This window comes from Alkalihalophilus marmarensis DSM 21297, from assembly GCF_000474275.2.
In the GTDB taxonomy this organism is placed as follows: Bacteria; Bacillota; Bacilli; order Bacillales; family Bacillaceae_D; genus Alkalihalophilus; species Alkalihalophilus marmarensis.
In genome coordinates, this window is sequence record NZ_ATAE01000035.1 from 106,143 (window position 1) to 127,450 (window position 21,308).

At 39.5% G+C, this 21,308-nt stretch carries 23 protein-coding genes; 5 read left to right on the top strand and 18 right to left on the bottom strand.

The window, feature by feature from the left end:
- Positions 1 to 224: 224 nt before the first annotated feature.
- On the bottom strand, positions 225 to 3,578 hold the full coding sequence (gene dnaE / locus A33I_RS13150; RefSeq protein ID WP_022628837.1) for a DNA polymerase III subunit alpha: 3,354 nt from the start codon (positions 3,576 to 3,578) through the stop codon (positions 225 to 227).
- 254 nt (positions 3,579 to 3,832) lie between these two features.
- On the opposite strand from dnaE, the gene ytrH reads away from it, so the two are divergent.
- From ytrH to A33I_RS13165, 3 genes are all read left to right on the top strand, one after another.
- Entirely contained in the window at positions 3,833 to 4,171 is a 339-nt protein-coding gene (gene ytrH, locus A33I_RS13155) for a sporulation membrane protein YtrH (RefSeq protein WP_012960026.1), read from the top strand.
- Entirely contained in the window at positions 4,168 to 4,674 is a 507-nt protein-coding gene (gene ytrI, locus A33I_RS13160) for a sporulation membrane protein YtrI (RefSeq protein WP_022628838.1), read from the top strand. Before ytrH ends, ytrI begins: the two co-directional genes overlap by 4 nt.
- A 110-nt stretch (positions 4,675 to 4,784) precedes the next feature.
- Entirely contained in the window at positions 4,785 to 5,003 is a 219-nt protein-coding gene (locus A33I_RS13165; protein ID WP_012960028.1) for a YtzJ family protein, read from the top strand.
- A gap of 40 nt (positions 5,004 to 5,043) precedes the next feature.
- Here the strand turns inward: A33I_RS13165 and A33I_RS13170 are convergent, their stop codons facing one another.
- Positions 5,044 to 5,997: a DHH family phosphoesterase gene (locus tag A33I_RS13170; RefSeq protein ID WP_022628839.1), complete on the bottom strand. Its 954-nt coding sequence runs from the start codon at positions 5,995 to 5,997 to the stop codon at positions 5,044 to 5,046.
- 182 nt (positions 5,998 to 6,179) lie between these two features.
- Here A33I_RS13170 and A33I_RS13175 point away from each other — a divergent pair, with 182 nt between their 5' ends.
- The gene (locus tag A33I_RS13175; protein ID WP_012960030.1) at positions 6,180 to 6,467 is read left to right on the top strand and encodes a YtpI family protein; all 288 of its coding nucleotides are present in this window, start codon (positions 6,180 to 6,182) and stop codon (positions 6,465 to 6,467) included.
- Positions 6,468 to 6,511: 44 nt separating this feature from the next.
- Here the strand turns inward: A33I_RS13175 and A33I_RS13180 are convergent, their stop codons facing one another.
- From A33I_RS13180 to A33I_RS13215, 9 genes are all read right to left on the bottom strand, one after another.
- Positions 6,512 to 7,819 (bottom strand): CBS domain-containing protein, encoded by a 1,308-nt coding sequence (locus A33I_RS13180; protein WP_012960031.1) that lies wholly within the window; start codon positions 7,817 to 7,819, stop codon positions 6,512 to 6,514.
- Between the two features lie 106 nt (positions 7,820 to 7,925).
- Complete coding sequence (locus tag A33I_RS13185) at positions 7,926 to 8,165, bottom strand: hypothetical protein (protein WP_012960032.1); 240 nt, start codon at positions 8,163 to 8,165, stop codon at positions 7,926 to 7,928.
- 98 nt (positions 8,166 to 8,263) lie between these two features.
- On the bottom strand, positions 8,264 to 8,947 hold the full coding sequence (locus A33I_RS13190; RefSeq protein WP_022628840.1) for a metal-dependent hydrolase: 684 nt from the start codon (positions 8,945 to 8,947) through the stop codon (positions 8,264 to 8,266).
- Between the two features lie 108 nt (positions 8,948 to 9,055).
- A complete protein-coding gene (locus A33I_RS13195) occupies positions 9,056 to 9,910 on the bottom strand; it encodes a YitT family protein (protein ID WP_022628841.1) in 855 nt (284 codons plus the stop codon).
- A gap of 107 nt (positions 9,911 to 10,017) precedes the next feature.
- Positions 10,018 to 10,395: a hypothetical protein gene (locus tag A33I_RS13200; RefSeq protein WP_012960035.1), complete on the bottom strand. Its 378-nt coding sequence runs from the start codon at positions 10,393 to 10,395 to the stop codon at positions 10,018 to 10,020.
- A gap of 53 nt (positions 10,396 to 10,448) precedes the next feature.
- Positions 10,449 to 11,207: an SDR family oxidoreductase gene (locus A33I_RS13205; protein WP_012960036.1), complete on the bottom strand. Its 759-nt coding sequence runs from the start codon at positions 11,205 to 11,207 to the stop codon at positions 10,449 to 10,451.
- 217 nt (positions 11,208 to 11,424) lie between these two features.
- A complete protein-coding gene (locus A33I_RS20895) occupies positions 11,425 to 11,592 on the bottom strand; it encodes a hypothetical protein (RefSeq protein WP_022628842.1) in 168 nt (55 codons plus the stop codon).
- A 66-nt stretch (positions 11,593 to 11,658) separates the two neighbouring features.
- Entirely contained in the window at positions 11,659 to 13,053 is a 1,395-nt protein-coding gene (argH, locus tag A33I_RS13210) for an argininosuccinate lyase (protein WP_022628843.1), read from the bottom strand.
- Positions 13,050 to 14,261: an argininosuccinate synthase gene (locus A33I_RS13215; protein ID WP_022628844.1), complete on the bottom strand. Its 1,212-nt coding sequence runs from the start codon at positions 14,259 to 14,261 to the stop codon at positions 13,050 to 13,052. Before A33I_RS13215 ends, argH begins: the two co-directional genes overlap by 4 nt.
- Before the next feature lie 250 nt (positions 14,262 to 14,511).
- Here A33I_RS13215 and A33I_RS13220 point away from each other — a divergent pair, with 250 nt between their 5' ends.
- Positions 14,512 to 14,817, top strand: coding sequence for a hypothetical protein (locus A33I_RS13220; RefSeq protein WP_022628845.1), 306 nt, complete (start codon positions 14,512 to 14,514; stop codon positions 14,815 to 14,817).
- A 71-nt stretch (positions 14,818 to 14,888) separates the two neighbouring features.
- Here the strand turns inward: A33I_RS13220 and A33I_RS13225 are convergent, their stop codons facing one another.
- From A33I_RS13225 to A33I_RS13255, 7 genes are all read right to left on the bottom strand, one after another.
- Positions 14,889 to 15,725 (bottom strand): EcsC family protein, encoded by an 837-nt coding sequence (locus A33I_RS13225; protein WP_022628846.1) that lies wholly within the window; start codon positions 15,723 to 15,725, stop codon positions 14,889 to 14,891.
- A gap of 52 nt (positions 15,726 to 15,777) precedes the next feature.
- Positions 15,778 to 16,716 carry a hypothetical protein gene (locus A33I_RS13230; protein ID WP_022628847.1) on the bottom strand — a complete coding sequence of 313 codons (939 nt, stop codon included), beginning with the start codon at positions 16,714 to 16,716 and terminating at the stop codon, positions 15,778 to 15,780.
- A 158-nt stretch (positions 16,717 to 16,874) separates the two neighbouring features.
- Positions 16,875 to 18,062, bottom strand: coding sequence for an acetate kinase (locus A33I_RS13235; protein ID WP_012960043.1), 1,188 nt, complete (start codon positions 18,060 to 18,062; stop codon positions 16,875 to 16,877).
- Between the two features lie 250 nt (positions 18,063 to 18,312).
- Positions 18,313 to 19,308 (bottom strand): class I SAM-dependent methyltransferase, encoded by a 996-nt coding sequence (locus A33I_RS13240; RefSeq protein ID WP_022628848.1) that lies wholly within the window; start codon positions 19,306 to 19,308, stop codon positions 18,313 to 18,315.
- A gap of 90 nt (positions 19,309 to 19,398) precedes the next feature.
- On the bottom strand, positions 19,399 to 19,899 hold the full coding sequence (gene tpx / locus A33I_RS13245) for a thiol peroxidase (protein ID WP_022628849.1): 501 nt from the start codon (positions 19,897 to 19,899) through the stop codon (positions 19,399 to 19,401).
- 154 nt (positions 19,900 to 20,053) lie between these two features.
- Positions 20,054 to 20,548, bottom strand: coding sequence for a GerW family sporulation protein (ytfJ, locus tag A33I_RS13250; protein WP_012960046.1), 495 nt, complete (start codon positions 20,546 to 20,548; stop codon positions 20,054 to 20,056).
- 34 nt (positions 20,549 to 20,582) lie between these two features.
- Complete coding sequence (locus A33I_RS13255; protein ID WP_022628850.1) at positions 20,583 to 21,251, bottom strand: DUF2953 domain-containing protein; 669 nt, start codon at positions 21,249 to 21,251, stop codon at positions 20,583 to 20,585.
- Positions 21,252 to 21,308 lie beyond the last annotated feature (57 nt).

The following is a 21,308-nucleotide window of genomic DNA, read 5'->3' on the forward strand; positions in this document are numbered from 1 at the left end:
CTCCTTTTAGTTCGGCAGCAAGACCGTTTTTTTTATTTTTATCACTTGTCCAATTTCATGATCGACAGAACAGAAAATTGGTCTGACCACCAAAATCATTCTTAATTATAAACAAAACTAAATCGATCAACAAGGGGGTAATTACTTGAAAGCCTTTACGAGCCCTTATCTAAGACCGCTTATTCATATGGTTCATTTATCATATCGTGTAAACGGGAGCTGCGTTATTTCAACACAACTTGCTCCCTGCCAAGCAGTTCCATTAAATGATTCATGCACTCTTCGCTCGGCCCCACCTCATAAACAGGCTGCATCTGTATTGTTTGTCTCTCCTTCTCCAAATAGGTGATGACTTTTGTGGCCCCTTCATCGCCTATCAACAGTTTCTTTACATCCGGCAGCTGCGATTGATCTTTTAATTTAAGGTACAGCACCTTCTCTTTACGAGATGCAGCGACAATCGATTGAATAAGTACACTTCTTTTTAGGAGGAATTGAGGCTTGTCACGTGTTTGATCAAATGCCCCTTCCATGAAAAGAAGCTCACCTTCTCTTATCATCGTTCCGTATTGTTTCCACACATCTGGGAAAACAACCACTTCACAATGCCCAGATTCGTCTGCAGCCTCCAAAAAGGCCATTGGATCTCCTTTTTTTGTCGTAATTTTTTTCAAGCTAGACACCATGCCCGCAATTCTCAATCGTTTACGTTCCTGACCTTTTTGGTCTTGAATCATATCTGCGATTAGCACACGCTGATATTTAGCTAACACATCGCTTACTTGCTCTATCGGATGCCCCGATACATAGACACCAAGAGCTTCTTGTTCAAAAGAAAGCTTTTCTTGCAGAGATAAAGGGTCAACGTGTTCATACTGAGGGGTTTCAATATCTAACGTAAACAATCCAGCCATTTCATCTTGAAAAGATAGTACTTTCTCAGCAAAAGAATACGCTTGATCAAGGTTATATAAGAGGGTCGCACGATCTTCCCCCCATTCATCCATGGCCCCAGCTTTGATTAAATTTTCAGTAGCGCGCCGATTAACGATGCGCTGATTAACTCTCACACAGTAATCAAATAAATCTTTATATGGCGCCTCTCTGGCTGTATCAATGATATGCTTTGCCGCCTGCACCCCTACATGACTAACCGGCAGAAGGCCAAAGCGAACAGTGTGTCCATGGTCTTCAAGAGTAAACAACAAACCACTTTTCGAGATACTTGGAGGCATGATGTCAATCTTCCTCTTTTTAGTCTCTTGAAGTAATTCCGTCAGCTTTTCTGGGGTATTCCATACACTCGATAGTAAAGCTGTATAAAAGGCAGTCGGAAAATGGGCTTTCAAATAGGCGAGTTGATAACTGATCATACTGTATGCAACAGCATGACTTCTATTAAACCCATAATTCGCAAATCGTTCAATGAGTTGAAATACTTTATTCGCTATGTCTTCGTTATATCCTTTTTCTTTGGCACCTTTTAGAAAATCTCCACGGCTTTTTTCTAAATCAGTTTTGTTTTTTTTACTAATTGCTCGTCTCAATAAGTCAGCACGGGCTAATGAAAAGTCAGCCATTTTAACGGCAATTTGCATAATTTGTTCTTGATAAACAATGACGCCATATGTTTTTCCAAGGATTGGAGTTAATTCCTCATGTATATCATTAATGGGGGCTTTCTTATGTTTCCCGTTAATATACACTTGAATATAATCCATCGGACCCGGCCGGTAGAGCGCATTAACTGCCACGATATCTTCAAATTCTGTCGGCATAAGCGAGCGCAGGACTCTTCTCATCCCCTGAGACTCTAGCTGAAATACTCCTGTTGTATCACCATTTGCTAAAAGTTCATAGGTTTTCACATCATCCCAAGGAATGGAATGAATATCCACCCTTCTTCCTGATTCCTGTTCTATAATAGAAAGAACTCGCTCTAGCAAAGTTAAATTACGTAATCCGAGAAAATCAAATTTCACTAACCCAATATCCTCTACAATACCCATTGTTGCTTGCGTCAACCGAACGGGTCCTTGCCCTTTTTGCAAAGCGACAAGCTCTGTTAATGGAACAGGACTTATCACGACACCTGCTGCGTGAGTAGACACATGTCTCATCAGACCTTCGATTGATTCTGCAATCGAGAGAAGTTTGTTTGCATCCTCTGAATCATTTCTTATTTGTTGTAATCCTCTCTCTTGTTCCATTGCTTTTTTAATTGTAATTCCAGGTGTTGAAGGGATGAGTTTCGCAACCTTTTCAATTAAAAAAGAGTCACAAGAGAGTGCCTTTCCTGTATCTCTTATCGCAGCCCTGGCTGCCAGCGTACCAAACGTAGCAATTTGCGCCACATGATCCGGGCCGTATTTTTCCTGTACATATTGAATAACCTCATCTCTTCTATGATCTGGGAAATCAATATCAATATCTGGGAGTGAAATTCGTTCTGGATTAAGAAATCGTTCAAATAAGAGATCGTATTTCAGCGGATTTACATCTGTTATATATAACACATAAGCTGTCAAAGACCCTGCAGCAGAACCCCGCCCCGGTCCTGTCATCATGTTTCGTTTTCTTGCATGCTGCATAAAATCTGCAACGATTAAAAAGTAATCATTGAATCCCATTTGGTCAATGACTGCTAATTCTTTTTCAAGCCTTCTTCTTACTTCATCAGTGATGGTGTGGTTGAACCTCTTGTTAGCACCCTCTAAGCATGCTTTTTTCAGCACTTCTTTTGCAGGCTCACTCTTTGTAAAAGGATAGGCAGGTAAATAACGCCGGTCTAAATCGATCGTAATATTGCATTGTTCAACGATTTCTCCTAACCCGCTTAAAGCAGCAGGAACAGGCGAAAATGATTGCTTTAACTCTTCTTTACTCTTTAAATAAAATGACCTTTCAGCGTGTCCCTCGTCCTGAAGGTGAATCGTTTTCCCCTCACGTATCGCTCTAACTGCCGCATAAGCTTCATAATTCTCCTTACTTGTAAATCGAACAGGGTTAGACCCGCATAGTTTCAAGTTATAACGAGAAGCAAATTGGGAAACAGCTTCCCAATGGTGACTTTCTCTATCAGCATTTCCAGCAAGGTCGATATACCAATCCTCTTTTTTAGAACGGGTGATCCAGCGCACACACCATTCTTTTGCTGCTTCTACCTCTCCTGCCTTGATCAATTGATGCATCGGACTGTCATAAGGAATAATAATGAGACAATCATTAATACGCGAACGCAAGTCATCAGGTGCTAATCCAGCACGTAGGTTGTCCTCTGTTTGAAGAAGGGTCGAAATCTTTAATAAGCTCTTATATCCTGTTGTATTTTTAGCTAGCAGTCTTAATGAACCGCTGTGCTCATTGTCTTTAATAGGTATCTCTAAACCTATTACAGGTTTGATCCCCGTTTCCAAGCAGGCTTTATAGAAAGGGACGGCCGCAAACATATTCCCTTTGTCTGTTAATGCAAGCGCAGTGAAACCTGTCTCTTTTGCTTTACTCACCAGCTCCTTAATCCGATTAGTCGAGGAAAGCAAACTGTATTCACTATAAACATTTGTATGAAGCAAGTTCACCGTTTCACCTTCTCTCTTTCTTAACGAACTAAAACTCCTATATAATCTTGTTTCATTTATCTTCTTTATTATAGTACGCATTCGATTTAAGACACCATAGCTTTGCATTTTTATTTAACGATGTCTATTTTCTACTCATCTAGTCAGCCCATTCGCTTTTAGTAATTTAACCAGATCAAGCATAAAACGTATTCCTCATTTATATAGTATATAAAATGGTCAGGACAACCTGATAAAGGATGTGGGAAAGCAATATGGATCGTGACCTTCTCGCAAATTTAATTATTGATTATTTTGTCGCATTTGGTGTCATTGTCGGCGGTGCAATTATAGGTGGAATTGGAGCATTTCTAATCGGCAAGCCGCCTCTGTCGGTTATGTACAATTTAGCTGGCAGCTTAAAGATTTGGGCGATTGTCGCTGCAATTGGGGGAACCTTTGATGTCATAACAAATATTGAGCGCGGCCTGTTTAACGGGACACACGATGATATATATCGAACATTATTTCTTATCTTCGCTGCTCTATGCGGAGCACAGACCGGCACAAAATTAATTCAATGGATTGTTGGTGGTGAGCAATTACCGTTATGAGAATCCCACCTTATTATAAACGACCGGGATGGCAGCGTTTTTTTGCAGGGATCGTGATCGGTGTATTAATTGGATGGGTGTTCTTCCTTTATCAGTATGGCTTAATTTATGAAGAGCTGATGGTTAAATTATCAGAACAAGAAGTAACCATTCAAAGCCAAACGAGAACGATTGAAGAACTGCGAAGTCAGCAGAAAGAGGAAAATGAAGAAAATGCACGTAAGCTAACGGTACAAAAAATTGAAATTCATTTCACCAATACTCAGCGGCTGCGCCTAAACCAATTAACCTTATTTGAATTACAGCAGCAAGCCTTAGAAGAACTGGCTTTTCTTGAGCGAAAGAACATTGCCTCTGTATCTGAAACAGAAGATTTAATGATCCGTACCATTGAAAACAAATTATTTGAAGTCGGGGATCACCGCTTTCAGTTGGAAATAGAGCGGCTGCACCTTCATACAACGTTAAAAATCTATGCTAAAATCATCCCGCCTAGGTCATAACTTTAACAGTTTTGAGAACATTTCCGTATTTAACAACTAAATTTCCTTCTTTATTGTATACTGATAGTAATTCAACACGTCACTATTTAAATATGAAGGAGGCTGTTAGTATGGATGTAACTGGTAAAGAAATGGTCCTAGATCGCAAAGCGATGGCTCAGAAAAAGGTCGACAAAATTAAAGCTGGCTTATCAGCATTTGCTGAGACGAAGGAAGTTTCTGAATTAATCCGAAAGCAATTAGCCAAAGAAGGCATTGCCGTTCATGAAGACGTAACAGAAGTGGGTTCATGGTTTATCCCAGGAGATAAGGGAGCAGCAAAATCTTAGTTTCTTTATACTTGATAACTAAAAAAGCGTGGAGTTGAACTCACACGCTTTTTTCATTTTTACATGCTAATACCAGCTTTTGAATTACTTCATCAGTCTCTTCCCAAGAATATGCCGAAGCGCCAGCTGCCATCGGGTGTCCTCCGCCTTGATGCTCTTGTGCAATGGTGTTGATAACCGGCCCTCGTGAGCGGAGTCTTACTCGAATTTTTTCATCGTCCTCTACAAAAAATACCCATGTTCTAAGACCTTCCACATCTGAGAAGCAATTGACTAATTGAGAGGATTCACTCGATGTGACGTCAAATTGTTCCATCACTTCTTTTGTAAGCTTCATTACACCTACCATTCCATCAACGATTTCAAAGTGCTGCAGCACATACCCCTCAAGCCTAGTAATCTTCAGGTCTCGTTTATGAAGCTGGCTGTAAAATTGATTTTGATCAAAGCCTGCTTCAATCAATCGACTCGTTAATTGCATCGTTTGCGGTGTAGTATTGTTATAGCGGAAACGCCCAGTATCACCAACAATACCTGCATACAACAGAAGTGCGGCTTCAGAGTTAAGGTCGAGCCCTCGCTCTTTTGCTGCATCAAGCAGCATTACGATCATTTCACTCGTTGAACTTGCATTGGTGTCGACCCATACGATATCTCCATACGGCTCTTCGTTCGGATGATGATCAATCTTTATAATGGCAGCGCCATTTTTGTAGCGCTTATCACTTATTCGATCTGTGTTCGCTGTATCACATACAATCACAAGCGCCCCATCATACACATCGTCAAGAATGTCATCCATTTCTCCTAAGAAGCTAAGTGATGGCTCCGTTTCCCCTACAGCATAAACAGTTTTATCATGATAAGCCTGTGTTAATATTTCTTTAAGCCCTAATTGAGATCCTAATGCATCTGGGTCAGGTCTTTCATGACGATGAATAATAATTGTTCCTGCTTTTTCTACTTCGTCTAGTATCTTATGTATGTAATTCATAGTACTCCTCTTTTCTGGTCATTAAGATTAAAATACAGCTTTCTTTCATCTCGCTCATCAATAAGACTTGATGAGACGCGTTTATTAGACCCGTTCATTATACGCGTTCATTGTTCGTTCACTAGCAATTCACGTTAACTCACGCTACAATAAATATAGCATATAGGGGAGGAAGTTGTAGCATGGATAAAGTGATGACAATTATTATTGTCTTTTCTGCGGTCTTTTTTATTTATAATAAAGTTAAAACATGGAAAACTCCTGAAGGTCTTTTGAAGCGTATTTACCAAACGAAGGCAAACATTTCAATCGGCTTTTTCTTGGTCGCAATCAGTATTAATCTCTTGATCGCTCCACGCAGTACGGTCGATGTGGTAGTAGGGATTGTGTTTCTTATTTTAGGTATAGCTAATGTTGTTTTAGGCTATAAAGCATACCGTCATTATATTCCGCAGCTAGATAATAAATAAATGCAAAAAAGGCCAGGTAACGTTATGTTACCTGGCCTTTTGGTTTATTCAATTAATTGCGCCATCATAAGAGCCTTACCTACTATTTCTCCCTCATGAAACATCTCTACATCAATTTTACCGTGTTTACGGCCGATTTCTAGCACTCTAGGCTGGATTACTATACGGCTTTCAATTTGAACAGGTTTAATGAAATATAACGTAATATTCTCAACAACCAGATCACCTTTTTTATATTTACGCATAATTCGGCTGCCGGCTTCTGTCACTAGAGTCGTCATAACCCCATATGAGATCGTACCAAGCTGATTTGTCATTTGCGGTGTCACTTCACACTCATACGCATAATCAGAATCTATCATCTGCTCTTCTATGCGGCTTGTAACCGTATCTTCAATGGTTTCACCCACATGAGGCTGCCTTTGAATCATCTGCAGCGCTTTTAATACGTCTTGACGGCTGATGACTCCAATTAAGCGGCGCTGGCTATCGATAACTGGCAATAACTCAATGCCTTCCCACACCATTACATGTGCAACTGATGCCACCGATGTCCGTTCATTTACTGTAATGGGATTTTTCGTCATAACCTTCTCGATCGGTGTTTGCTTTGTTGCCCCTAATACGTCTTTTGCAGCAACCATCCCTTGAATACGCATATGTTCATCAATAACAGGATATCTGCTGTGACCTGTTTTCGAATTCAACTCATGCCATTTCTCCACTGCATTTGCTGTTGTCATATAATATGTATCCTGCAGTGGAATGAGAATATCATCGACGAGGATAATCTCTTTTTTGATGAGTTGATCATAGATAGCCCGGTTAATCATCGCAGCCACTGTGAAGGTGTCATAACTTGTTGTGATAATAGGGAGATTCAATTCATCAGCGAGCTGTATAACTTCTTCACTCGTATCAAAGCCGCCTGTTATTAATACAGCTGCGCCTGCTTCAAGGGCAAGCTTGTGACCTTGATAACGATTTCCTACGATTAATAAGTTTCCAGCCTCTACATAACGCATCATCGCATCTAACTTCATAGCCCCAATCACAAAACGGTTAAGGGTTTTATGCAGTCCGTCTTTACCGCCTAAAACTTGTCCATCAACAATATTTACAATTTCAGCATATGTTAACTTTTCAATATTTTCTTTTTTCTTCTTTTCAATACGAATGGTTCCTACACGCTCAATCGTACTTACTAAACTTTGATTTTCAGCTTCTTTAATTGCACGATAAGCTGTCCCCTCGCTTACCTGAAGCGCTTTGGCAATTTGGCGGACTGAAATTTTCTCGCCTACTTCTAAATTTGAAATGTATTCTAAAATTTGCTCATGCTTTGTAGCCATGATAGCCTCCACACATTCATTCTAATCAGCTGTACCAACATGTAATTGGGTAACTGTACTAGTCCTATTATACGGCTGATAGAATACAGTATCAAGGCTATCTTCATTAACCTCTTACTTTGACTTGCTTGCCTCTTGACACAGCTTGGCTCTTTTTCAGCTGAACAGGCTTGCTGAATTGTGATAACAGTCCGTAGATATTTCCGCCGATAACAAGAAAACTAAAGGCTAGCCAGCTCCAAGCAAAAATTCCTGCCATGCCACTTTCTTGAAAAGGGAGATACCCAAAACTGTAAATTAATAATGTGCTAGCAACTAGTAGACTGATGATAAGTCTCTGCTTCAACAAAGTCCCTCCTCGTTTTTCTTTTACTAGTACATATATGTCCATCGACATAAAAAAAGACCGAACAAGAGCATTCTCTTGTTCGGTCCTATAAATACTTATACGTCGATTGACTCTCCCACTTCTAACACTTTTCCTTTTTTACCTGATAGGTTATCAGCAAACTCGTGTGGGTCCTGTTCAATAACAGGGAATGTATTAAAGTGAATAGGAACGACCTGTTTGGCTTGAAGCCATTCAGCCGCCACACTTGCATCCTCAGGCCCCATTGTGAAATTATCGCCAATTGGAATAAATGCAAGATCAATCATATTCCGTTCTCCGATTAATTTCAAATCTGAGAACAGGGCGGTATCTCCCGCATGATAAATCGTTTTGCCTTCTGCTGATAGTAAAATTCCAGCTGGCATCCCTGTATAAATAATCTCTTGTTTTTCTTCATCTGTATAAGCAGAGCCATGAAAAGCCTGAGTTAATTTAACTGTCCCAAAATCAAAGGTATGCGCTCCGCCAATATGCATCGGGTGTACATTTACCCCTTTCCACCCTAAGTATGTAGCAAGTTCAAAAGGTGCAACGACTAACGCATCATTCCTTTTTGCAAGCTCAACTGTATCACCTACATGGTCATTATGGCCATGAGTCAATAAGATTACATCTACTTCCAGCTTGTCTGCATCCAAGTCCGTTAACTCATTGCCCGAGATAAATGGATCGATAATAATCTTTTTCCCATTTGCTTCAACTTGAACAACTGAATGGCCATGATAACTTACCTTCATTTAATGACACTCCTTAAGAAAATGTTTTCTTTGTTTTCCTTTACCTTTTAACATTACAATTAAACCATTACAATTAAACCATTACACATAAACGTTAAAAATCCTGCCTTACTTTCCGTTTTCTCTGTTTACTTCAAAGAAGTTTTGTTTTTTTACTCCAGCCGTTTCAGTTACATAAGACGCTTCAATCACTGCACTTGAATCAACTGACATGACAACTTCTTTCAATTTTGGATACATAAAGCGGTTGGTTATACAATAGATGAGTAAACGTTCATCCCCTGTATACCCGCCTTGACCGTATAAATACGTAATTTGTACATCTAGTTCCTCTATAAGCTTTGCCCCCACATCATGCGGGGCATCAGAGATAATCATTACCGATTTCCCTTGATTTAAACCATCAAGAACAAAATCAATTAACTTAGAAACAATATAAAATACAGCTACACTGAACATGGCTTGCTCAAGAGAGAAAACAAATGCTGCTCCTGTTAAAATTACCGCATTTACAGCTAATAAGAAGGTGCTGATAGGTATATGAAACTTCCTTTGAGCCCAGACGGCAATCATTTCTGTTCCGTCTACTGCTCCTCCTGCCTTAACGACGAGTCCTACTCCTAATCCAAGCATAAGCCCTCCATATAAAACAATCAGCACTTCAGACGATGTAATGGCTTGCATCGGAGCTAAAAGAGATAAGGCAATAGAAGTTACAGCGTTTGCATATAACGTGCGAATGATGAAACGCTTACCCATATACTTTCCGCAAAATAATAAAGCAGGTATATTCAGTGCGAAATAAATCAGCCAAATAGGCACTCCAAATAAATAGTTACCCATTATAGCAAGAGCTGTGACCCCGCCATCGACAAGACTATTAGGAGCTAATATGAGCTCTAAGCCAGCCGCAACGATGATCGCACCAACTGTCAAGATTAAATAATCAATCAGTTTCTTCATCCACTTCTCCTCTTAACCCTTTCTCCTATTCATTTTACCATACATCCCACTACTAAGAATAATCAGACAAACTACAAAAAAATAAAGCTGCCTGAATGACGGCAGCTTTATTCTTCAGTCCATACCCATGTATAAAGTTTGTTCTCTTCATTCATATATCGAATATCTACCTTACTCACATTTGGATGAATTTGCTTTAATTCACGCACCATCGCATCAATTGCAGCATCTTCTTCTAAATTGATCAGCGAGACGAGACGAGTAACCTTTTGTTTCGCTTCCGCTCCCCTCTCGACATGGTTTCCTTCCTCGTACTCATAATAATCAGGATTATCAAATTCGTATTCATAGGTTACATCCTGCTCTGTAATCGTCACTCTAAAAGAAAGAGGGCCCATTACATTTGCCGCTGAACTTGTAGTCGCACTCAAAAATAAGAATAAGAAACCCATGGATAAAATGATCGGGATCAATTTATTATTCAATGATTATCACCTCATTAGTAATGTGTGAAGATCATTGGATGATTATACATATTTTAACGGTAACGGTGTATGACATCTACGCCGCCGGTTACTTCTACGACCGTTCCTGTTACCATATCAGCATCTTCTTCACATAAAAAGAGGACCGTTCTCGCAATATCTTCTCCTGTACCTGAGCGGCCAATCGGCGTGTCTGAATCAGGATGCTCCCTAGCTTCTTTGATCGTCGACTCTTTCATCTCACCAAGAATATTACCCGGGCAGACCATATTAGCTGTGATACCGTATTCTGCTTCTTCTATTGAGATGGTTTTCATTAAAGAGACTAAGCCTACTTTTGCTGCAGCGTATGCCGAACGATAGATCCAACCCGGGGCACTGTTTGCCCCTTGAAATCCATACATCACGATACGTCCGTATTGTTGTTTTCGCATGATTGGAACAACATGTTTTAAAAGATGATAGACGGCGCTTAGGTTACCTTCAATCATCTCATACCATTCTTCTTCGTCATAATCAATCAGTTTTTTTCTCTCAAATACGTAAGGGCCGGCATTATTAATTAATAAATCAATTCTCCCAAATCGACTAAATGCTTCTGCGACAGCCCTCTTACTATCTTCTTTATTTGTCACATCCGCTTGAACGAATTGAAGACGGTTTAAGTCTCCCTTCCACTTTTCTTTCATTTTAAGAACAGCTTCTTCATCACTTCTATATGTAATCGTAACTGAATATCCACTTTTTAATAAACCTTCTGTCACTTGAACACCTAATCCTTTAGTTCCTGCTGTGATTAACGCATGCCTCATTAAGCATTCCCCTCTCAAGTCAAGCTTTATATCATTCGTTACTATTTATTCGCTTTATTTAATTAATTAACTGCTATTTGATCATACTATTTATCAAATTCAATGTAAAAAAAGATGATTCCTTTTGTAGTTCGTTCGCTGTCTCTATGTATGATTCCTTCTTCAACCGAAAAAAAAGCACGTCTTCTGCCTATAAGCAGTGACGCGCTTTCTCTTGTTACGTTAATTGACCATCCTCAAAATCTTCCTGCTGCTGATCATTCTCACCTGTGTTTGCCTTAGGAGTTTCAGTTGTGCCTGCATAATAAGCATTCATCACTTGATCATGGACAGCATTAACCCCTTTTTCATCGTACAAAGAATTACTTAGCTTATGCTCTTTCATCGTTCAAGTCACTCTCCTCTCATAAAGATATGTTTAGTATGAGCAACTTAAACGAGTATTATGTTTTTATGCTAGAGTTTCTTCTTTTACCTGTAAGATCTTATCTACTTTAGTAAGTGCCAGTTTAACCTGCTCAAATCCTGTCCCGCCAGCACTATTTCTTCTAGCTACAACCGTTTTTGGCTGCAGAACCTCAAAGATATCCTCTGAAAATAAATCACTAGCTTGTTTGTATTCTTCAATCGTTAAATCGAGCAAATACACACCTTTTTCAATCGCTGTGAGCACCAGTTTCCCAACTACTTCATGCGCTTCACGGAAAGGCATTCCTTTTGTAGCTAAGTAATCAGCAAGCTCTGTAGCATTTGAAAAATCTTGGTGAACGGCTTTTTCCATCGTTTCATTATTTACTGTCATCGTATCAATCATACCGGCAAAGATATTTAGCGACCCTTTTACTGTTTCAACGGCATCAAACATACCTTCCTTATCTTCTTGCATATCCTTGTTGTATGCTAGAGGAAGTCCCTTTAATACTGTAAGCAAAGAAAAAAGGCTGCCATATACTCGGCCAGTTTTTCCACGAATCAATTCAGCCATATCTGGATTTTTCTTTTGCGGCATAATACTGCTTCCTGTTGCAAAGCTGTCGTCCATTTCAATGAATTGAAATTCTTGTGAAGACCATAAGATTAACTCTTCACAAAGACGTGACAAATGCATCATCAGTGTAGCAGAGGAGCTCAGAAATTCTAAAATGAAATCCCGATCACTGACTGCATCCAAACTGTTTTGATATATTCCATCAAACCCTAATAATTCTGCTGAATATTCACGGTCAATCGGAAAGGTTGTTCCTGCTAATGCCCCCGCACCTAAAGGAGAAATATTAACACGCTTTAGGCTGTCTTCATAGCGGCTGAAATCACGCTCAAGCATCCAAAAATAGGCCAATAGATGATGAGCAAATGATACAGGCTGGGCACGTTGAAGATGCGTATAACCTGGTATTAATGTTTCTACATGCTGCTTCGCTTGGTTAACAAGAGCTTGCTGTACATTTCTTACGGCACCCATAATCTCTTTCGTTTCATTGCGCAAGTATAAGTGCATATCTGTAGCTACTTGGTCATTTCTGCTTCGTCCTGTATGAAGCTTTCCGCCTACTGGTCCAATTTCATCAATTAACAGCTTTTCTAGGTTTAAGTGAATATCTTCATTTTGAACAGAAAACTCTAGTTCACCTGCATCAGCTTTTTTCTGAAGGATCTTAAGGCCTTCTGTAATCTGCTCAACCTCATAAGCAGGCAGAATTCCACATTTGCCTAACATCGCTACATGGGCAAGACTGCCAGTTAGATCTTCTTTTACTAATTTTTGATCAAAGCCGATCGATGCACCGAATGCATCGACCCACTCTTCTGCCGTTTTTGTAAAACGACCTCCCCACAGCTTACTCACAGCTTTACTGCCTCCTTCTGTTTGTTCACAATGCTGTGCACTTTCGTTGGAAGACCCCAAAGTGAGATGAAGCCAACTGCTGCATTATGATCAAATTCATCGTCTGGTGTATAAGTCGCAAGCTTCTCATCATATAAAGAGAAATCAGATTTACGTCCTTCTACAACCGCATGCCCTTTAAACAGCTTCACACGAACAACGCCTGTCACAGACTTTTGAGTCTCTTTTAGGAAGGCTTGAATAGCTGGCTGTAATGGTGAGAACCATAGACCTTCATAAATTAGTTCCGTTAACTTTTTCTCCACTACCGGTTTAAAGTGCGCTACCTCTTTAGGAAGTGTTAAATCTTCTAGCTCTTTATGCGCTTTGATTAACGTCATCGCACCTGGGCACTCATACACTTCACGTGATTTAATTCCTACAAGACGGTTTTCTACATGATCAATACGTCCAACACCATGCTTACCTGCTATGTCATTAAGCTTTAAGATTAACTCATCTAATTGATAAGCTACTCCATCAATGCTTACAGGAACCCCTTTATCAAATCCAATTTCAATTACATCCGCTGTATCAGGAGCATTTTCGATTGAAGCTGTCAGCTCATACGCCCCTTCAGGAGGAGTTGCCCATGGATCTTCTAAGATGCCACACTCATTACTGCGTCCCCATAGGTTTTGATCAACAGAATATGGATTATCTAAATCAACTGGGATCGGGATATTATGTTTTTTTGCATATTCGATTTCTTCATCACGAGACCATGCCCACTCACGTACCGGCGCTAACACTTCTAAGTTTGGATTTAAAGCTTGAATGGACACTTCAAAACGAACTTGGTCATTCCCTTTTCCTGTACATCCATGTGCAACTGCTGTCGCTCCAGTTTGTTCAGCGATCTCTACAAGCTTTTTAGAGATTAACGGACGTGATAGAGCAGATACTAGTGGATATTTTTGCTCATATAATGCATGTGCTTGCAAGGCAGGAAGTACAAATTCTTCTGCATACTCTTTCTTTGCATCAATTGTATACGATTGACTTGCTCCTACTTTTAATGCTTTCTCTTTTACAAAATCTAAATCTTTCCCTTCACCCACGTCTAAACCAACTGCAATAACATCATACCCTTTATCTGATAACCATTTAATTGCTACTGATGTATCTAGACCACCTGAATACGCTAAAACCACTTTTTTCTTTGTCATTTTACATTCCCTCCAAATGAATATTCATACTCTTGTTATTATTTTTATGCATTTCTTTGTATAAAAGGAGGTGACTTCTATTCATCACCTTTTGTATAAAACCATACAACTAACTTATTAATATACAAAACACTTTACCAACGATTCTCCATTTTGGCAAGGGGTATTTTTAATTTTTTTCTAAATGATATTTAATTGATCGTGACTTTCACTCAGGGATTTCGTTACAATATAAGAGAGGGGTGATGAAATGGACGTTGAATTTGTATACGATGAGCGTTTAAAGATTTCTCTTCCTCGATTTCATACAGCTTGGGATGAACTTGAGGAGATAAGACAAGCTCAAATTCTTCGTATGTGGGAAGAGATTCGCGGTAATATCCCAGAGCGTATTAAAGAATTAGAAGAGCTCATTAACGAAAAGAATGCTGCTTTATCAGAAGAGATGAATTTTGAACGTTCTTGTCTTCTTAATACGGAAATAGCAGAATTAGCATCCATTATTAACGATCTCTGGATATGGTTTAGATTAAACCCTTCGCTGTCTAAGGGATGAGCACATAACTATAAGCCTCCTAATAAAAAACTCGTCTTGAAGTAGTATGTCAAGACGAGTTTTTTCTATGCTTATTGGTTGCGCTCTGTTAATAGTCGTTTCTGATAAAATTTATGTGATAGTTCAATCACTTGCTGCGATAATCTGTAGTTTATACCAGCGCCAAATGCCATTCCAACAAGCGGCAGCCCTTGAAACACTTTTTTTCTGAGCATTGTAATCACGAAGCTTTTCGCCAGCTGACGTATAAACTGCCCCAGCCACTCAGGTTCAACAATTTCCTCTGATCCTGCATAAAAGATATCATCCGTATGGTGCTGATCTAGATCATGCCATAGCCGCTCCCATTCATGCGCTTGGAGTGCTTTAGGCAAGGTTGAGAGATGCAAAAGCTTTAAAGCAATAACCATTTCGACCGGGCGTTTTAAATCGTACCCATAGATCGTTGCAATCTGTTGAATCGAACGAAGATTAATTGCTATCACTGCAGGCAGGTCAGCTGCCAATAAAAACATCCCGCCCATCCCCGTTAATCCGCCTTGACCAAGCGCGAGAAGACGCTGTTTGGCCATTAATTGATCAGTCATGTAATCAAGCTGCTCCACCGGGAGATATTGAAGGTCTTCAATGGAATCAACCGTAGGAGCAAATACTTTAGCATATTGCAGGATTCGCTTTCTTGTCTCCTCATGAGATCTTGTGTTTTGGAGATAAGCATGCAGATGAATAAAGACGTGATCAATCTGCATAAGAACTTTCTGTCTCCTATGATCACCTAATTGTTCAAATAACTTGTCTGTCCACTTTAGATAGGTGTATTCTACATCGGTTGCTTCATGCTTAAAATATGTATCTTCCCATTCAATAATTGCTTGGTATCTCTTTTGGTCTCTTTCTTCCTGCCTCATTTGCTCACCTTCTTTTTTCTGAGTAAATCATTAATTTAGTATGAGTTATACATCATGAGTGGTACATCTTACGTTTAAACATTGGGGAATACACCCATTCTTCTTCACTTCTCTCGCGAATCATCTCAATGGCATGCAGTTTTGTATTCATTTCTTTAATTGATGCCAGCATGACTGCTTCTGCCGTCTTTTCGGATACAGCACTGCCATATCCTTTTTCTATATCCCCGTTCTGGCTGAGCATAAGATGTTTCAATGCAATAACTTCCACATCATCGGTCGAAATCCCTGCTTCTCTTGCTGCTTCATTAATCATTTCAATCCCAAGCACCATATGTCCCATTAATTCTCCGCTTGATGTATACTCTGGCGCTACTACATCCCGCAGCGCCTTCGTTTTTCCAATATCCCCTAACAAGCATGCTGATAACACTAAATCTCGATTAACGTAAGGATAGAGGGGCAGGAGTTGATATGCCGCTCTCGATAGCTCTACAATGTGATGCATAAGCCCTGCATAGTAGGCATGATGATATGTTTTGGAGGCCGGCAAAGTCGTTAGCTTTTCCCGAATGGTACGTTCAGAATAAATCCGACGTAAAATATTTCGTAAAATCGGAGAGGTAACTTCCTCCATCAACATTCGCAGCTCTTGCCATAGCTCTTCTCTAGATATTCCTTTTCTAGAAATCAGTTCACTAATGGATACTGGGTCGTCTGATGTTGCTAATCTAACTCTTAATAGCTTTAATAACTTCTTTTGCTTAAAGGTGGTTACAATCCCTTCTCCTTTAATTAATGCCTTGGGCTGTAAGGATTCTTTTTGTTCTTTCGTAAGGTCCCATAATTGAGCAGGGATAATCTCTAAGTTGCGTTCTAAAAGAAAGGTTGCATATTCACTTCCATTAGAAGCCTGTTTTAATTCTCTTTCACGAATTAAAAAGAAGTTTGTAAACTTCTCCCCTTCATTTGCTTTTGAAAACAATCCCACATCATAAACCTCCTTTATGGGTGTTGCTTTATATATACCCCTTTTAAGATCTCTTACTATCATAGTCTTTTTTTTATTTAGATGTAAACAACGTGAAGATGTATTTAAAAAGAGCATCACTTACACATGATTGTAAGTGATGCTCAAAGGAACTTATATTAGTTAGATAGACGTACTGTATCACGTGCAATCATTACTTCTTCATTCGTAGGAATAATGATTACTTTTACAGGTGAATGCGGATAGTTAATGAACGCTTCTTTTCCACGTACTTTGTTTAATGATGGATCCCAATATACACCCATGAATTCTAGGCCGCGAAGAACTCGCTCACGGATAACATCACTATTTTCACCAATACCAGCTGTGAAAATAATTGCATCCACTCCGCTCATGCGAGCCGCATATGAACCGATGTATTTGTGAATACGTGAAGTGAATACTTCAAGAGCAAGCTCAGCACGCTCGTTTCCAGCTTCTGCTTCACTTTCAATGTCACGCAGGTCACTAGAGAATCCTGAGACACCAAGAAGTCCACTCTTTTTATTTAACGTGTCTAATACTCCATTTGCGTCTTGCCCTGTTTTTTCCATGATATATGGAATTAAAGCAGGATCGATATTACCTGAACGTGTACCCATTGTTACCCCTGCAAGAGGTGTAAAGCCCATAGACGTATCAATTGATTTTCCACCATCAATCGCAGCGATACTAGCACCATTACCTAAGTGACAAGATAATAAACGTAATTGCTCGATTGGACGACCTAATAATTCTGCTGCACGTTCAGACACATACTTATGACTTGTTCCGTGGAAACCATATTTACGGATTCCAAACTCTTTATAGTAATCATAAGGCAAGCTGTATAAGAATGAGCTCTCTGGCATTGTTTGGTGGAAAGCCGTATCAAATACTGCTACTGCAGGTACATTTGGCAATACTTCTTTAAATGCTTTAATTCCAACAATGTTTGCTGGGTTGTGAAGAGGAGCTAATTCAGAAACTTCTTCAATTCCCGCAAGTACTTCATCAGTAATAAGAACAGAGTCGTTAAACTTCTCTCCACCGTGAACGACACGATGTCCGATTCCGTCAATTTCATCAAGAGAATCGATAATTCCAAGTCCTGTAAGCTTTTCAAGCAGGATTTTTACTGCTACAGAGTGATCTGGAATTTCAGTTGTTTCTTTTTGTTTTTCACCATTTACTTCAATTGTAAAAATACCGTCACCAAGACCAATACGTTCAACTAAGCCTTTTGTTACAACTTCTTCTTCAGGCATTGTTAGTAATTGGAATTTTAATGATGAGCTACCAGCATTAATCGCAATAATTTTCGCCATGTTAAGACAGCTCCCTTAATTAAGTAATTTATATAATTTGACTAACAGAGTAGATATCAATACCTTTCCATTTAAGCACCCTGAAAATACGTTTTCAAGTAAAATCGGCTATTTTCGCTTGTTTTCTCTCGAATTCTTTATTTTCAGACTTGAAACCGCTTAAATACTGTACATTTTTGTAAGGAGAGCCAGACACTTTTATATAACATCCAAAAAAATCCTGCTCCCAAATATGGAAGCAGGATTCATCTTATAAGTTAAGTTCGAGTTCAAACCACTTATTAATACGTGTCATCATATCCGTTAGTGCTGTTTTGTTGCTGAAGGATGGAAGTTCTGCGAGCAGCGCTTGCTTTGCCTGAGTCACACCTTCCCCTTTTTTCTGCAGCATTAATATGCTTTTGCCATGATTATCAGAGGTAAACATCGTTTTTGGAAGCTGCAGCAGTCCATGGATCATCGCATGCTCTTTTAGATAGGCATGCAGCTTTGGTGCTTGTTCGCTTTCAAATAAGAAGTTAGGAACAATATAAAACAAGAACCCGCCTTCTTTCACACTGTTTATTCCTTTTTCAATCATAAGATGATGACTAAAGGAATGACCTTCATCTGCCTTTACTTTATATTCCTTTGCAATTTCATCATGCGGATAATAACCGATTGGTAAATCGGTAACCACTAGATCTACCTCAGGAAATGTAAGCGGCTCTATAGAGTCCTTGTGGAATAGTTCAAGTTCAATCTCTTGTAAATTAGAGCTGACAAAAGCCAGTTTAAGAAGTGTTTCATCCACCTCAAATCCAAATCCTTTTGCAGGGTTTTCAGATTGATTTAACAGCGCTGTTAATAAATTGCCCGAACCCGCTGCCAAGTCTAATACTGAATAACCACCCTTTGCTTCAGCCATCACTTTATTCACAAGGTAGCTTAAAAACAAACAAACCGCATCCGGTGTCATCGAATGATTTGGCTGTGTTGCTCCCTTCATTCCTTTTAGAACGGTTAACTGAAAAGCTTTACGGATATCTTCTTTTGAAAATTCACTTACGTCAAGCGGCCGCATTAAATCATAAAGACGGTCTTTCACTTCTGGTGTAACCGGTTGTACCACTTCACCTTGAAATAAGTTTTCTCCCATCTCAGAGAGTCCCTCTAGATAAGTAAAGGATTCGTGTTCCTCTAAGAGAGAAGCCCCTTTGTCTAGAAAGATAAAGAGCTCTTCCATTTTCGAATTCATTACGCTCATTTTTTCAACTCCTAGCCTAAAAAAAGGTCACCCACCACGTAGCAAGCGGGTTGACCCTTTTAACATTCTTTTTAAATGTATCCAGCGTGCTTAGTTTGCAGCTTTTGCTGCTTCTATAGCTGCTTCGTAATCTGGATGATTCGTTGCTTCAGATACATACTCTGCATGAGTTACCACATCATTTGAATCAATAACAAAAACAGAACGAGCTAACAGACGAAGTTCTTCAATTGCAACACCGAATGCTTGTCCAAATGAAAGGTCACGGTGGTCTGATAATGTTTGAACATTTTCAATACCCGCAGCTGCACACCAACGTTTTTGAGCAAATGGCAAATCTACACTTACCGTTAATACTTCTACATTGCCAAGTGATGATGCCTCTTCATTGAAACGGCGGGTTTGTTGGTCGCAAACACCCGTATCAATCGATGGAACGACGCTGATTAAACGAACCTTTCCTTTAGTATCAGCCAAAGTTACTTCTGATAAATCATTTGCAAGAACTTTAAAATCAGGAGCTTTTTCCCCAACCTTTACTTCTGTTCCAAGTAACGTTACAGGATTGTTTTTAAATGTAATTTGTGCCATGTGAACACCCTCCTATGATCGTTCCAAATTATGTACGTACTCATCATACATGAGCAGGCGCCACAAATTCAAGTAACAACCTATTCTTCATCCCAAAAGGTCTGCAATCTCCAACTTTATACACAAAAAAAAGAGAGTGGGGTTATCCCATTCTCTAAATTGGTGACTGATCATTACGCTGCTGGTAATTCATATTTGAATTGTTTGTATACGCTTGATTCGTTTGCTGCGATTGATTGGAATACGATGCGTTCGAACCTGACTTGATCATTTGTTGAATTTTATCCACTACTTGCGGAGCAAAATCCAATAATTTTTCGTACAGGTGAGTGCTGCTATCAAGATGAACCATTTTCACACCTTGATGTCCGACTACTAAAAATGCAATTGGGGTGATGGAAACACCTCCGCCGCTACCTCCGCCAAACGGGTGCTTTTGCGTGTGATCTTCTGTAGATGATGGACGGTGCTGATCAATAACAAACTCACTTCCGCCAGCTGCAAATCCAAATCCAACTTTAGATACTGGCATGATCACACTTCCATCAGGTGTCTCAACCGGATCCCCAATAATCGTGTTAACATCTACCATTTCTTTTAGATTTTCCATTGCCGTCTTCATTAGCCCTTGAATAGGATGATCAGACATAACCTTTTCCTCCTTTAAATACCTACATTCTTTCTTACATCGTTTCTGTAGCTTTTTGGTCTTGATCTTGATTCCACTTTGGTCTTCGTTTCCAATGCTTTATGATCGAAAGACCTACAAAAATAGCATGCCCTATCCGAAACATAAACATGCAAGAAAAATAGGTATGTGAAACAACGGCTTGATAATGAGGGGTCACAGAGATTTTAGGCATCCTATGCATTTTCACATGGTTCCCTATTAGGCCTGCCATCATCCCTTTCAGTGACCATAGCATACCGGCAGCAGGCCCTGTTAAAGCAGCATCACCGACCCCAACATCCGAATACCAATCAAATTTATGCACATGAACATGCCTAAGAAATCTGCGGATAATACGATTCAACCCGACTACATGCCTGATCCAACGTTCCGCTAAATGAATATCGTGAATGATTGTTTGCAGCGTTACTTTCTTATCTTTTTTGCTTTCTGAGCCAGCTATATTTTCTTTTTCCTCTACAATGATTGCTGGTGACTCTTCATTTATTTTTATTAGAGGTGCTTCAAAGGTGTATACCCGCATCCACCATATTGTTACAGCTGCCACTAACAGATCATCATCTTTTGTGTGTTTATAAGTGAGTTCTATTTTTATTTTTGTTAGTGACAGGATGAGTAATAAGACAATTACTACAGCAAGAATGATTAAAAACCAAGTCATGTTAAACTCCCTTTAAGACAGCGTTGATTATTCTAGGATATCCCTGCAAAAAAAAAA